The organism is Cupriavidus sp. GW822-FHT02D05 (assembly GCF_058802485.1).
The window spans coordinates 22,861-37,093 of sequence record NZ_JBXAOE010000022.1; the positions used below are offsets into that span (position 1 = coordinate 22,861).

General features: G+C 61.9%; 11 protein-coding genes. 2 read left to right on the forward strand and 9 right to left on the reverse strand.

The window, feature by feature from the left end:
• Position 1: 1 nt before the first annotated feature.
• Positions 2–1,501: an aldehyde dehydrogenase gene (locus AC1RQK_RS26690; RefSeq protein ID WP_492812064.1), complete on the reverse strand. Its 1,500-nt coding sequence runs from the start codon at positions 1,499–1,501 to the stop codon at positions 2–4.
• 441 nt (positions 1,502–1,942) lie between these two features.
• Between AC1RQK_RS26690 and AC1RQK_RS26695 the strand changes: the two genes are divergently transcribed.
• Positions 1,943–3,244 carry an NtaA/DmoA family FMN-dependent monooxygenase gene (locus AC1RQK_RS26695; RefSeq protein ID WP_492812066.1) on the forward strand — a complete coding sequence of 434 codons (1,302 nt, stop codon included), beginning with the start codon at positions 1,943–1,945 and terminating at the stop codon, positions 3,242–3,244.
• Between the two features lie 62 nt (positions 3,245–3,306).
• Positions 3,307–4,626, forward strand: a complete 1,320-nt coding sequence (locus AC1RQK_RS26700; protein WP_492812068.1) for a flavin monoamine oxidase family protein — start codon at positions 3,307–3,309, stop codon at positions 4,624–4,626.
• Positions 4,627–4,768: 142 nt separating this feature from the next.
• Here the strand turns inward: AC1RQK_RS26700 and AC1RQK_RS26705 are convergent, their stop codons facing one another.
• The 8 genes from AC1RQK_RS26705 to AC1RQK_RS26740 all read right to left on the reverse strand — a co-directional run bounded on the left by AC1RQK_RS26705 (position 4,769) and on the right by AC1RQK_RS26740 (position 14,000).
• On the reverse strand, positions 4,769–5,380 hold the full coding sequence (locus AC1RQK_RS26705) for a TetR/AcrR family transcriptional regulator (RefSeq protein ID WP_492812070.1): 612 nt from the start codon (positions 5,378–5,380) through the stop codon (positions 4,769–4,771).
• Between the two features lie 651 nt (positions 5,381–6,031).
• On the reverse strand, positions 6,032–7,501 hold the full coding sequence (locus AC1RQK_RS26710; RefSeq protein WP_492812072.1) for an MFS transporter: 1,470 nt from the start codon (positions 7,499–7,501) through the stop codon (positions 6,032–6,034).
• Positions 7,502–7,584: 83 nt separating this feature from the next.
• Positions 7,585–8,376: a TorF family putative porin gene (locus AC1RQK_RS26715; RefSeq protein WP_492812074.1), complete on the reverse strand. Its 792-nt coding sequence runs from the start codon at positions 8,374–8,376 to the stop codon at positions 7,585–7,587.
• Between the two features lie 625 nt (positions 8,377–9,001).
• Positions 9,002–9,373 carry a nuclear transport factor 2 family protein gene (locus AC1RQK_RS26720; RefSeq protein WP_492812076.1) on the reverse strand — a complete coding sequence of 124 codons (372 nt, stop codon included), beginning with the start codon at positions 9,371–9,373 and terminating at the stop codon, positions 9,002–9,004.
• Positions 9,374–9,543: 170 nt separating this feature from the next.
• Positions 9,544–10,062, reverse strand: coding sequence for a flavin reductase family protein (locus AC1RQK_RS26725; RefSeq protein WP_492812078.1), 519 nt, complete (start codon positions 10,060–10,062; stop codon positions 9,544–9,546).
• Positions 10,063–10,228: 166 nt separating this feature from the next.
• Positions 10,229–11,404: a cupin domain-containing protein gene (locus tag AC1RQK_RS26730; protein ID WP_492812080.1), complete on the reverse strand. Its 1,176-nt coding sequence runs from the start codon at positions 11,402–11,404 to the stop codon at positions 10,229–10,231.
• Between the two features lie 105 nt (positions 11,405–11,509).
• Positions 11,510–12,478 carry a dihydrodipicolinate synthase family protein gene (locus AC1RQK_RS26735; protein ID WP_492812082.1) on the reverse strand — a complete coding sequence of 323 codons (969 nt, stop codon included), beginning with the start codon at positions 12,476–12,478 and terminating at the stop codon, positions 11,510–11,512.
• 52 nt (positions 12,479–12,530) lie between these two features.
• The gene (locus AC1RQK_RS26740) at positions 12,531–14,000 is read right to left on the reverse strand and encodes an aldehyde dehydrogenase family protein (RefSeq protein WP_492812084.1); all 1,470 of its coding nucleotides are present in this window, start codon (positions 13,998–14,000) and stop codon (positions 12,531–12,533) included.
• Positions 14,001–14,233: the final 233 nt, after the last annotated feature.

Consider the following 14,233-nt stretch of genomic DNA (forward strand, 5'->3'; position numbering starts at 1 on the left):
CTCAAGCGTCGCCCCTTGGAGCCTGCACCTGCGCACCAGCCGCCTGGGCGGCGAACAGTGCTGCAGTTGATGCGGTGAGATTCACCGTCTTGAGCTCGTGGAAGGCATGCAGCCCTTCCAGCCCTAGCTCACGACCCACGCCCGATCCCTTGACGCCGCCAAAGGGAACCTGCACGTTGTGGGCAAACGCATTGATGCTGAACGTACCTGCGCGCACCGACCGCGCCACCCGCGCAGCGGTCTGCGGGTCCTCAGTGAAGACGCCGCCATGCAGGCCATACTCGGTGTCGTTGGCGATCGTCACCGCCTGGTCGAGCGTGTCATAGGGCAGCACTACGGCCACAGGTCCGAAGATCTCCTCGCGGCTCACGCGCATCGCATTGCTGGCATTGGAGAACACCGTCGGCTGGACGTAGAAGCCGGTGGCAAGGTTGGCGGGCACGCCACCACCGGTCGCCACGGTCGCGCCCTCTTGCCGGCCGGTCTCGATATAGCCTAAGACTCGGTCGCGCTGCGCCTTCGAAGCCAGCGGCCCCATGGTCGTGGTCGACTCGTGGGGATCGCCGACGACGAACGATTCGGCAGCGCCAACGACCACGTCCAACCATTGGGTATACTGGGAGGCCGGCACCAGGATGCGTGTGAATGCCGAACAGAGTTGGCCGGTATTGGAGAAGGTCCCCTCGACAATGCCGCGCAAGACCGTGTCGCGGTCGGCATCCGCGGCGATGATCGCGGCGGACTTTCCGCCAAGCTCGAGCTGCAGTCGGGCGAAGTTCGCGCCGGCCGTACGCGCGATCTCACGGCCAGCGGCCGTCGACCCGGTGAAGCTGACTTTGTCGATGCCGCGGTGGGCCACGAGTGCTCGGCCGGTCTCCCGGCCTCCCGTCACCAGGTTGAAGACCCCTGGCGGCAAGCCGGCCTCGCGGAACGCTTCCGCGACCAGGTAGATGTCCAGCGGTGTCTCCGGCGCCGGCTTGAACACCACAGTGCAGCCACTCACCAGCGCAGGCACGATTTTGGCGATGGCCATATTGAAGGGGCTGTTCCAAGGCGTGATCGCGGCGACCACGCCAACCGGCTCGCGCAGTACGGCAGCCGGACCCCAACGGGTCTCGCGGATGTCGCAGAGCGCGTCCTCTCGCGCCAATGCCAGGAAGTACCGCCCCACCCACAGGCCGGCGGGTGCCTTCTTCAACGAGATCGAAGCGGGCAGCCCCATCTGCGCCGTCACCAACTCGGCGATCTCGCCGAGCTTGGGCTCCAGCAGCGCGAGCGCACGCTCGATGAAGGCGGCGCGCTCGGCCGTTGGCAAAGTGGGCCATGGACCCTGATCGAAGGCACGCCGGGCCGCCGCCACTGCCGTGTCGATATCACTGGCGTCAGCATCTGGAACCTGGCCAATGGCGACTTCCGTCGCCGGCGACGTGACGACGATGCGCTCACGCGAATTCGCAGCGCGCCACCGGCCATCGATGAACAAGTCGTGCCGCACATTCATGTTGTGTCTCCTCTCATATGACGAAACGCCGGCAACGGTACCGAGCCCGGATGAGCAACGGGATTCATCCCTAGCCATGCCATTGCCAAAGCATAGCTAATGCAATGTTTCACTGTCAAGGAGGAATATTCAGAAAAAGACAAGTACCGCTGCACGAAGGCGCGAAATCCCCATAAAACCTTATAATCCCTCAATATTCGGGATGCGCATGAACTCATACCATTGGAGATCCTCCCAAGGGAAAGCCCTAACAACAATGCACTTGCTATGTTTTGCACACTTGTGCACGATAGATGGATAGGCTGCGTGCTCCGCTCATCCGCGGCGCTTGAGGGATCCCCGACACCGGCGGCAACCGGACGGCATCCTTCATGCACCGCATGACGTCGCACAACCTGCATCGACCTTCAACATCGACCTTCAACCCTGAGAGGATCGGCCATGAAAACCCCATTGCACTTCGGCTTCTTTAGCTCGTTCTCACAACCGGCGTGGCACGCGCCAGACGACCGACTCTTCGGCGATGACTGGCCGACCGGCGCGTACCACGCCTGGCTCGCGCAACGCGTCGAGGAGGCCACCTTCGACTTCCTGTTCTTCCTGGACACTTCGGCGGTCTCCCGCGTGCTGAACGACAACACCGACATTGACCTGCGCTACGCGCTCACGTCGCCGCACAACGATCCCGTCGCGCTGCTCAGCTATCTGGCCGCCAAGACCAAACGGCTGGGCCTGATCGCCACCGCCTCGACCACGCTGTACCCGCCGTTCCTGCTTGCGCGGCTCTACGCCACGATCGACAACCTGAGCCATGGCCGGGCCGGATGGAACATCGTCACCTCCAGCGAGAACGAATCTGCGCAGAACTATGGGATGGACGCACTGCCGCCTACGCAGCAGCGTTACGACATGGCCGACGAATTCGTCGAAGTTGTCAACAAACTATGGGATTCCTGGGAGCCCGACGCCATCGTCAAGGACATGGAGAACGGCTGCTATACCAACCCGGCGAAGGTCCACTCCATCGAACACGTCGGCCCGCACTTCAAAGTACGCGGACCACTGAACTCGTATCCCTCGCCGCAGCGGCGCCCGGTGTTTGCCCAGGCCGGAGGCTCGCCTCGCGGGCGCGAGTTCGCGGCCCAGCATGCCGAACTGATCATGTCGGTGACGATAGGCGGCGTCGAGGCGATGAAGGAGTTCAAGGAAGACATTCATGCCCGGATGAAGAAGCACGGGCGAGATCCGCGTGAAGCCCGCATCCTCTACGCACTGCATCCCTACATCACGGATGACAACGAGACCCTGCGCAAGTCGATCACCGATTCTCAACTCATCCCCGTGCTCGGCAAGCACAGCGCCCACTTGGGTGTGGACCTGCTCTCGTTCGACCTCAACAAGCCCTTCCCCTCTGACGTTGTCGCCAACGGCACGACGAGCATGCTGGAAATGCTCAAGGAGAAAGGTCGCAGAGGCATCACGTTGCGCGAGGCGATCATCGACTTCAACTGGGGGGACGACGAAATCGGCGCAGTCGGAACTGCACAGTCGGTGGCCCGCAACCTCGTCGAGGTAATGGAAGAAGTCGGCGGCGACGGTTACATCATCATGGCGACGCAGGACGCGAACCGCGCCTATCTCGACGGCATATTCGAAGGGCTCGTCCCGGAACTCAAACGCCTCGGCGCCATGCGGACCTCGTATACGGACGGCACCCTGCGCGACAACCTTTTCGCCTTCTAAACCCCTTTGCGCGCGCAGGCTAACTTCGTCTCGCGCACCTACGACTCAGGACGCTAACACCCATGACTATTGCACCTCCTTCCGACGTCACGGCTGACGTCGCCATCGTCGGTGGCGGCTTCGCCGGCCTCGCAGCCGCGCGTGACCTCACCCGTGCTGGCCTGAGAGTCAAGCTATTCGAAGGCCGCGACCGGCTGGGAGGCCGGACCTGGTATCGCGACAGCTCGCTCGGACGCCCGCTGGAGTTTGGCGGCGGCTTCGTCCACTGGACCCAGCCGCACGTGTGGGCGGACCTCGTCGCCTATGGCATGGAGCTCGAACCCGTCGATCCGGTCGACACCGTCTATTGGATCGGCGACAGCGGCGTGAAACAGACGCCTATCGACCAGTACAGAGCATTTGTCGGACAGGGCCAGGCGGCATTGGCTGCCGGTGCCCTGAAGGCTTTCCCTCAGCCGCATGAACCATTTCCGTTGACGCACGAGGCGATCAAGGCAGATCAGGTGTCCGTAGCCGATCGCATCGCCGAACTCGGCCTGCCGGAGGAGCTTGCGCAGATCCTGCGCGGCCACTGGACACTGTCCTTCAACGGATCGACAGCCGACGGTGCCTGGTCGCAGATTCTCCGCCATACCGCACTGGCCGGCGGCGTGTGGCAGATGCGCGCGGAATCTGCCTCGACCTATATCATTCGCGGTGGCACAACACAATTCGTCGATGCATTCGCTGCCGACACCGACGCCGAGATCCACCTGTCCACGACGGTACGAGCCATCCGCAGCACCGGCGAAGGCGCCTCGATCGAGACCGAGAACGGTGACACATTCCACGCACGCCATGTGATCGTGACCGTCCCGCTGAATGTGCTGGGTTCGATTGAGTTCGAACCCGCCCTGTCCGATGTGAAACAGGCCGCGGCGCAGCAGGGGCAAGTCTCGACGGGCTTCAAGGTATGGATGCGCGCGAAAGGCAAGGTGGACCGCTTCATCGCCTTTGCGCCGGACAGCTATCCGCTGACCATGATGGGCTACGAATATGAACTGGACGGCGATACCATCCTGCTCGGCTTCGGCCCGCGCACGAATGATCTCGACCTCACGGATGTACGTGCCGTGGAAGCGGCGGTACGGCAATGGCGACCGGACATTGAACTGGTCGGGGTTGACGCGCACGACTGGAGCGCCGACCCGCTCGCCGGCGAGACCTGGGCGATGCTACGCACCGGTCAGCTTTCCGGCCAGATCGAGGAACTCATCCGACCTGAAGGCCCGGTGCGCATTGCCGGCAGCGATTACGCGCTGGGCTGGAGCGGCCACATCGACGGCGCTATCGAGAGCGGGCGGCGCGCTGCCCGCGAGATCATTCGTGAACAGGGTCGTTGACGGCAGCCCGCGACTGCGCTGAATAGATGTTCGCGAGCCGATCGCTCAACATCGGCTCGACCGCAGAATATCGTCGTGGCCCCATCCCGGCAGCGCTCCGGTCAAACGCCGGGGGATCGAAAACGTTCACCGACTACACCCTCTAGGCCGAAAGGTGTTTGCTGATGGCGCCGACCTGCTCTTTGAAGAGCAGCGCCATCAGCAGTCGCTGTGCGCCACTCACCTGCCGTTCGGTCACCTCAGCATAGGAGGGACCGAAGATCACCCGCTGGTACATCAATCCGTCCCCGATCGCCAGCACCGCGTCGATCAACTCGTCATCCACGGACAACCCGGCCGCCTCGAGCGAAACCCGGACACGGTTGCGGTAGCTCGCCTGGTGCCGCTGCACGATTTCCAGCAACTCGGGGGTGTGACGCGCGAACACGTAGACCTCCGTCAGGAATGCCGGAATCTCGGGCCGCTCGTGCATCATCTGGATCATGTGGCCCAGCAGGTCGTCGCCCTGCCGCTTAGGCAGCGCCAGATACGACTTGGAAACATCCAGGCAGCTCTCCAGGGCAGCCTCCAACACGCCGATCAAATGCGGAAAATGATGGCGCAGGCTGCCCTGACTCACGCCCGCCTCCGCGGTCAGTGACCGGTACGTCAATCGCGGCATGCCTTCACGCGCAACCAGCTTGATCGCCGCGTTCACCAGTGCTTGTCGCCCCTCACCGTATGGCAAACGGCGAGAACCCATGTCATCGTCCACGTTCAGACTTCCATCGTTATGTACACCCAAATCCGACCTCTCAGTCCATGCGAGCGCAACGTGTCCGAACGTGGCGCGGAAGCTCCGACGGAGCCAGATCTCGAATCCGAAAAACCCGGGGAGCATAGCGCATCCGCCATGCTTCGCGTCGCAAAGAGCCGTTTCACGGAATGGCGGCCCTTGACAACATGGCACAGCACGATTTTCGTCGCGTAGTTGGCGGCTTGGTAGCAGATGCACTGGGGCGAAGCCCACGTGCCCGGCCATGATCGGCGCCCAGTGCCTCATCAGTTGCAGGCAACCAGCACGCCCCACAGTTCCAGGAGCACCAATACGGGTGCTTGGTGCACAAAATGACCTCCCAGCGCTGGCCGTAGATCTAGCCCCATGTCTGCGTCGGCGGGTTCCTCGAACAAGCCGCGCAGCAGTCATGCGGCGACGTTAACCTCAATCCAGCGCACCTGTCAATGGTTGGGCTGCCGGTGCACAGTTGCCGCCGCCAGACCAAGGCGCGTGGCAACTGCGCACCAGCATCCATTGCACCTTGACGCACAATCGCGCGGACACCCGGGCCGGGCCTCCGCGCGATCGTCGCGACAAACAGGTTCAACGTATTCAGCCTGCTGCCGCTGGCCTAGCCCATTGCGGACCTCACGATTGCGTTCGTGCGCGCCCCCGCGTGCCCAGCACTTCAATCACACTGATAACCAAAGCCGCGCTTGCAAGCAACGCGCAGAGCAGGACCGAACTTGTCCCCGTGCGGAGCATCGTCTCCGGCCCGAAGTCCTGCGGCCCGCCTGGCCCCGGCTGGGAGATCAGCAGGATCACGATCGCGGATCCGAGTGCCGCGCCGATGCGCTGTACGGTCACCAGCATGCCCACCGCGCTGCCGGCGTTGCGGCCCGCGACCGTCAAGAGCGTCGATGCCATGTTCAGACTGAAGAAGACACCGCTGCCGAAGCCGGCGACAGACAATGGCACGATGAGCACGGCCGGGCTGACATGGGGATCGGCCCGCAGGATGAGGTAGCTGACCAGGTAGCCGCCCGACAGCATCAAGAGCGATGCGGGGATGACCCAGCGCTTGAGCATGTTGGCCAATCGATCGCCGACCAGAGGCCCGATGGAGCTACCGAGCGAGAAAGGCAGAATCACCAGCGCCGCCGCAAGGGCACCCTCGCCTCGGCCGCTTTGCCATATGACCGCGAAGGCAATATAGATGGAGCCGGTGAAACTCGCGAACGTCAGAAATGCCGAAGCCAGGCCGAAGGAGAACGTCGTCTCCCTGAACAAGCTCAGTGGCAGCAGCGGGAACGCGTTGGCCTGCTCAAGGCGGCGCTCCCAGAGAATGAAGGCGATCAGCAGCAGCACGGCAGCGATCGCACTGATCGACGCCCACCAGGCCACTTGGCCGTTGCTGATTTGAATCAAGGGTACGAAGAACCCGACCACCGCCAGCGACATCAGGATGGACCCGAGCAAGTCGAAACGTCCCAGCCCTTCTGCCGCACTGCTCTTGCCAGGCAAGGTGGGAATACCCAGCAGGATGGCGAGAACACCCAGCGACAAGCCGTATGCCAAGGCCCAGCGCCAGCCATTCTCCATGCCGACCGTCTCGATGATCCAGCCACCGATGATGGGACCGAAAAGTGCAGCGAATGCCACGACGAAAGCGTAGAAGCCGAATGCCCGCGCGCGCTCGGCACCGTGGAACATCACCTGGATGAGTGCGGCAATCGACGGAATCATCAATCCACCGGCAACGCCGTGGAGCAGGCGGAACACTACCAGATGGCGTTCGTCCGAGGCCAGGGAGACGGCAATTCCGGTGAGCACGTAGAGCAAGGTGCCCAGGAGGAACACCCACTTGTGGCCGTAGCGGTCGCCCAGCCTGCCTCCTGGCACCAGGGAGAGCGCGTAGGCGAGCGCGTAGCCGGCGAGGACCCAGGACGACGCGGCCTCGGACAGACCGAGCCCTTTGCGGATCGACGGCAGCGCAATGTTGGCGCACGTGAGGTCGAAAAAGGACATGGCAAGCGTCAGGAAAAGGACCGCAAGCGCGACCCATCGAGCGGCGGATGATTGTCCGACCGCGGTATTGCCAAGAGTTGTACTGGACATGGGGGCACCCTAAGGAGGAGTTGCGAACCGTCTCTGGACTGGCCTCGCAACAAGGATTTACACGGGCATTTAGGGAAAAACGGCTAGAACGAATAGGTTACTGACGCGACGAAACGAGGTTTGTTTCTCCACCCGACATTCGGGCCACCCACAGTGGAGGCGCCGGTATACACCAGCCCCAATGTCATGTCATCCCGCCACTTGTAATCGACCCCGACCAAAAAATAGTATTTGTCCTTTAATCCCTGATCCTTTAGCCCGTCCGGCAAGAACAAGCGGCCGACCTCGCCCTTCAACACAACTCGCTCGGTCAGATTTTTCCATCCCTCCAGCGCCAAAGCCTGCCGGCCCCGGCCATCGGGGAGCCCGACGTAATATTTGCTGATGACTCCGGTCCATTTAATGGAGAAATTTTGAAGATAATATATCGCGTACAACGATGTGGTGTTTGCGTACGCCGCGCCCGGGTAGAAGTTATAGCCGACACTGATGTCGTAAACTCCGGGGCCGAGCTTTGAGCGATACCCGAGGTATGTCGTCGAATCTATCCGGTTGTTGTCCACCATCTTGATGGTAGAGGACCAATTCCCAAGGTAAATACCGTTGTCGAACCCGTAAAACAAACTTGCCTGCAGGGTCGGGAAAATCGCCTTGTCTTCATAGAAGTCCTGGTCCGCACCCGCCCATTTGTAATGGCTCAGGACGGCGATGCTGCCATGAAGGTCCCCTGCAATGGCCTGTCCGGCACTGCCTGCTGCGGCCGTCAGCACCGCCGCGGATAGCCAGCACGAACCTGGCCTTAGATACTTTTTTGCGGTCCTTTTAATACTGAAAACACTCCTCATATCAACCTCATCATCATGTGTGGAAGACAAAAGAACTCCCCGGCCATCGCTCGGATGGACTGCTCTGGGAGTAACCTGGTGGTGGTGTGGTAACGAATAAACGTCTTGTGACTGGTCTCTGGATAACTCGCGGGCCAAACCACAGCAAGAGGCCGTGTGGCCGGCATGCATTCGGCCTCGGGTTCTCCGCAGTTGCTGGTATCCGTGCGGGCTAGCAGCAGCTCAGGTGTTTAGCATGCGCGATGCCGCACCCGGTTTCCCTGACCATCGTACGGCCGGGTATGCGGGCATGGCGCTATCGAGCGCACGCTTAGAACACTTGTTTTTGCTTGCCTTACCGTTAGGCTCATGACGGAACTGGCTCTAACACGCCAGACGCCGGCCTCGCTCGAACGGGGACTCGTCCCCATCCATCCGTTGCGGCTCGGACTTCATGTGATTTACCGTAACACCCGATAAAGCCCGCCCCGTAGCCACCACCATGCATGAGTGATTCATATCTCCTCCTTGTATTATTTTTTTGATTCGCTGCCCTTATATAAGGGCAGCTGCATTACTGGCAATGCATGGCATCGCGTTCACAAAATCTACTGGAACCGGCAGAGCCCATCGCAATGCCAAGTCGTACCGGCCCATCGCCACCGGACAAGAGGTCTCAGGTTGCTACCTGCTTCAAGTAGGTATCCTTCACTAGGACTTTTCCGTCACGGAAGGTCCATAGATCACACCCGAGCGCATCGATGCCGGCCGCAGGCGACTGCACCCGCCACTCGGTCACAGCACGATCGCCGGACACGAACTCGGCAACAGAGGTCCAGCGCATGTCGGCCAGACTCTCGAATCGCTTGGCAAAGAATCCACGGATCGCATCGGCGCCCTCAATGACCTGGCCATTCCCATTCGCGCCAGATGCCGCCACCATGATCGCGTTCTCGGCAAAATGCTGCATCACGCCATCCAGGTCATGGCGATTGAAAGCCGATAGCAGGTCATTCAGCATGTCAGCGGTAAAGTCATTCACACTCATCACGCACCTCCCTCTCAAAAAAAAAACAGTCTAAGGTTGAGTCAACGTCGGTCCTTGCGGCGTACCGTTTGTCCCATCGCGCCTCACGACATCGATGACCGACACAGCGAACGATGCCAACGCGTGCGGCGCCGTTCATGCCGAATCGGGGTCGCGAAGGGTCATTTCGCTCATGCCGCGACCTCGCGTCGAGCCTCCGGTTCCGGTGACAATCCACGGAATCTCGAGCCATGAAAGATGAGCGGATCCACGCTCAGGATCAGCTCATAGTCGACAACTTCCAGGAGCACGATGACGTGGTCTCCTGCATCATGTTCGGCATAGGGAATGCAGTTGAGCCAGGCGCACGCCCCATGGATCCGGACGGCGGCATCCTCGACGTAGCTCCTGGTAACCCCGTTCCAGCGCGCCTGCCGATCCTTGGAGGCCAGTTGGCGGCATAGTCCCTCCTGTCCTTGCCCAAGAAGCGAGACACCGATACGTCGAGCCTTGCGCAGCGATGGCCACGTCGTGGAGGCACTCTGCACGGCTACGGAAACCAGCGGCGGATCAAGTGAGATCCCGGGCATGAACGAGGACGCGACCAGAACATGGTCGTCTCCTCCTACCTTCGCAGCGATCGCGGCGACGCCGGCGGGATAGTGGGCAAAGACGCGCTTCAACGCGCCTGGATCGATCTTCGAAACCATCTTTTGTCTCCTACTCATTCACTCTTTGAGTGCATCGTTTTGTTTTTCATGCAGTCTGCAATGCGAGAGCTGCGCAAGCCGGGAAGCGCATCGCGTTTCGGGCTTCCCGCTCTTGGCGGCCAGCCAACTCGCCGCGCCGCGGATGATGCGACTTGCCCGCCATTCGTCAGCGCACTTCGTCGCCATCGAGGAAGATGTCGGACCGGTACGTCTGCTTCAACGGCACGCCCGGAACCTTGGGAGCTGGCGCGCGGCCGATGATGGGTGTGGGCTCTTCGTACAACAGGCCCAGGGCCTGCAGCGTCGGGATATCGTGTACCGTGAACAGTCGCAGCGGCTCGCTGCCAGTGTTGACCACGCGATGCCAAGCGTAATTCGGAATGGCAAAGGTGTCGTGCCGGGCGATCTCTAGCGTCTCGTCGCCCACCTCGATCCGGCCCTGACCCGAGATGACCACACCGACACTGCTTGAGGTTCGGCGGTGCTTCGCGCCCTGGAATCCGGGCGCGAATTGCTGCACCCAGCAGTCCATCGTCGGGAACGTCGGGCCACCGTTGACCGGGTTAGCGTAGCGCAGGGCCAAGCCGTCGTACTCGTTGCCGACGCGGCCATCCTTGGCATACTGGTCGAGGATCGGTTCGATGTCTTTCCATGCGTAGCGGATGGGCTGGCGCGCCTGGCGCGCCTGCTCGTCCACGGGACGCAGCAGAGTGGCCCGCAAGCCCTGCGACTCCGAGGCAGAGTCACGCTGCGCCTGGCTGGCGCCCCCATACGGCTCGAAGAACGCCTGGTTCAGGCCGAGCGTCAGGCCCAGGTCCAGCGCGTCCCACCAGATCACCTCGTCGTTGGTGGGATTGTGATGGTCATGCCAGGATCCGCGTGGGGTGAGTAGCAGGTCATAGGTGTCCATCGAGAGCGGCTCGCCGTCGACGACTGTGAATGCCTCGGGATTGCCCTCCAAGATGAAGCGCAGCGCATTCATCGTGTGCCGGTGCGACCAGCAGACTTCTTGTGCGCGCATAGCCTGGATGCCGGCAGCCAAGGTATGGGTCGAGCCGGGAGGCCCCTGCGTGATTCCCGGGTTGAGGAACACGATGCTGGTGCGACCGACGCCGCGCGGGCCGAGGATACGCGAAGCTTCCACCAGCCGCTCGCGCGTGAGCGACCAGGGCCACACGTAGCCAGTGCCCCGCGGCTGCGGCCCCCCGATGGCGTTTTCCAGCAGGGGTTCCATTGTCCACTGGCCGATGATGTGCTCGGCCTTGATCTTTGCGTCGTACTCCTTCAGATCGCGAGCTTCCGGAGCTTCACTGGAGGCGGATCTGTTTTCGTTGGCTGACATGTGCTCCTCCTGGGGTCGTGAACTGAGCTGAGGGACGTTTTCGAAAGGGGCGGCTTGCGCGATGGCGCGGGTGCCGATGCAGGACGCCCCGTTGCGCGAGCAGCCCTACTTCGAATCCGAAAACTCCCGTTGCAGCTCGGCCCATCGCTTGCCGGTCTCAATGCCGCCCGCGCGATAGTTATCGGGTACGAACATATATGGTGGGCGTACCGGCCCCGGATTGACCAGCCCCGCATGCTGGAAGCGCAGATGCCCAACTGCGATGCTGTAATCCATGAAACCTTCAAGGTCGCCGCCCGCGAACATCGGTCGCTCTGCCCAGCGCACACGGTCGCAGAGCCGGCTGGCCAGCGCCCAATCGCGTGCCAGGATAGCCTTCGACACGGCATTGAGTACCGCCGGCGCGCAGGCCGTCGCACCCGACCAGGCAGCCAGTGCCCGCTCCGGCATCTTCTCGGCCAGCGCCTGCCAGTCTCCGGGCAACGGCAGGATACGGATCTTGTCGCCAATGGCACGCATGTCGGCTTCCAGCGCAGGTCCGCCGGTATGCTTGGCCGCCACCACCTCAGGGATCTTGGCGAGTTCAGCGTAGGCTAGCGATGAAATCTTGCCCTTGAAGGCGACAGGATTGTCGTAGACGATCAGCGGCACGCCCGGCAGCGCCTCGGCCACGTCACGGTAGAAACGAACGATGCCCTGATCGTCCAAGGCCAGCCACATCGGACGCCCCACGAACAAGCCGTCGGCACCGCGCTCGACCAGCGCCCTGCCGCGGCGGATGGTGTCACGCGTGTTGAGCGTTGTGATACCGGCGAACACCGGGCGCCGTTTGGCTACCGTTTCGACAACACAGGACACGAGCTCGTTGAGCTCGGGCTCCGTCAGCGTCGCGCATTCGCCGAAGGTACCGGTCGTGGCAATCATCTCGATGCCCGAGTCCACGACCAGCCGGATCATCTTCTCTGTTTCGGCGAGGTTGACTGTCTGCGTCGAGCGCCAGTTCTCGGCGTCGGGCGTCGCGGGCGTGGGAACGATGCCCAACATGCCGCGAAAGTCGGCGTAGGTGATTTTCATGTGAAACTTCCTTGTTGGCTGTTATTGAATAGTTAGGGAGAGGCGGTGCAGCTCAGTAGAGCTTCACGTTGACATTCTTGTTCTGCGTGAACGCCATCAACTCGGACAGGCCTTCTTCACGGCCCAGTCCACTCTTCTTGTATCCACCAAAGTCGGCGCCGGGAAAATGCGCGCTGCCATGGTTGACCCAGACGTAGCCCGATTCGATGCGCGCGGCCAGACGATGAGCGCGTGCCAGGTCGCGTGTCCAGATCGATGCGGTCAGCCCGTATTCCAGGCCATTGACCTGCTCGAGCATGGCATCCTCGTCATCCCATGGGGTCACCGCTAGCACCGGCCCAAACACCTCCTCGCGGAACAGGCGCATCTGCGGCGTCACATCGGCGAACACCGTGGGCTCAACAAACCATCCCTTGGCCAGCGCCGGGTCCGGGCTGCGCCGCCCCCCCGTCACCAGAAGGGCACCTTCGGCCCGTGCCGACTCGATCAGATCCAGCACCTTCTCGTAGTGCTGTCGGGATACCAGACTGCCCATCGTCGTGTCGGGATCTGTGGGCAAGCCACAGCGATGGCGCTGAGGGATGCGCTTGGCAAGCTCTTCGATCACCTGCCCATAGACTGACCTATGCACGAAACAACGTGAGGTGGAGCCACAACTCTGGCCAGCCCAGGTCAGATTCATCCCATTGATAACGCCGTCGATCGCCTGGTCAAGGTCCGCGTCAGGGCAAATGACGAGTGGATTCTTGCCACCGAGTTCCAGCGACACTGGCATCACCTTGTCCGCCGCAGCCCGCAGGATCGACACGCCGGTGGAAGTGGAGCCGATGAGCGTAGCCTTCTTGACGAGCGGGTGGGCCACCAGCGCCTGCCCGCATTCGTGCCCGCCGGTCAGGATGTTGACGACACCCGGAGGAAAACACTCCCACGCGATGTCGGCCAGACGATAAGCGGACAAGGGCGCTTGATCCGGAGCCTTGAGCACCACGGCGTTGCCAGCGGCGACTGCGGGAGCCAGCTTGGTCACCAGGAACATCGCGGGATGGTTATAGGCAACGATGCGTGCCACCACGCCCAGCGGCTCGCGCACCGAGTAGTTGAGATGGGCATCGCCCATCGGCAGCGTCTGGCCCTTGGCTTCATGCGCCAGTCCGGCGAAATAGTCGACCACGCCGGCGGCCACCTGCGCGTCGTTGATCATTTCGCGCACTGGATTACCGCCATTGATGGCATCCAGCCAGCCCAGTTCGCTGGCCGCCTCGCGCACGCCTTGTGCAAAGGCACGTAGTGCCTTGGCTCTCTCGGCAGGCTTGGTACGCCGCCACTCGAGGAACCCCTGCTGCGCCGACTGCACCGCGGCGTCAACGTCATCGGCATTGGCATGCGCGGCAGGTCCGAGGTCGTCCTGCGTCGCCGGATTGAGCGTGCGCTGATAGCCACCGAGCGGCTCGTGGAAACGTCCGCCGTAGAACAGTTTGCGCGAGTCCGGCAACGCCGGAGGGATGGCAGCAATTTGCGTCATGTTTTCGACCTCGAGATACCTACCTTGATGAGCATGCGGCATGGGCGTCTGCCGCGAGCCTAGAGGGCACAACAGACCTCGACCATTGCCTGACGGGTTGAATTAAACGACTCAAATACTTAGGAGGCTATAGGTGTTTTCTCCTATGCATGAAGAGTTCACGCAGATTTCACGAGTGTATAGAATTGGTTCCTAACCTTATGAGCGTGCTGGCCACACGGAACTGCCAAGGA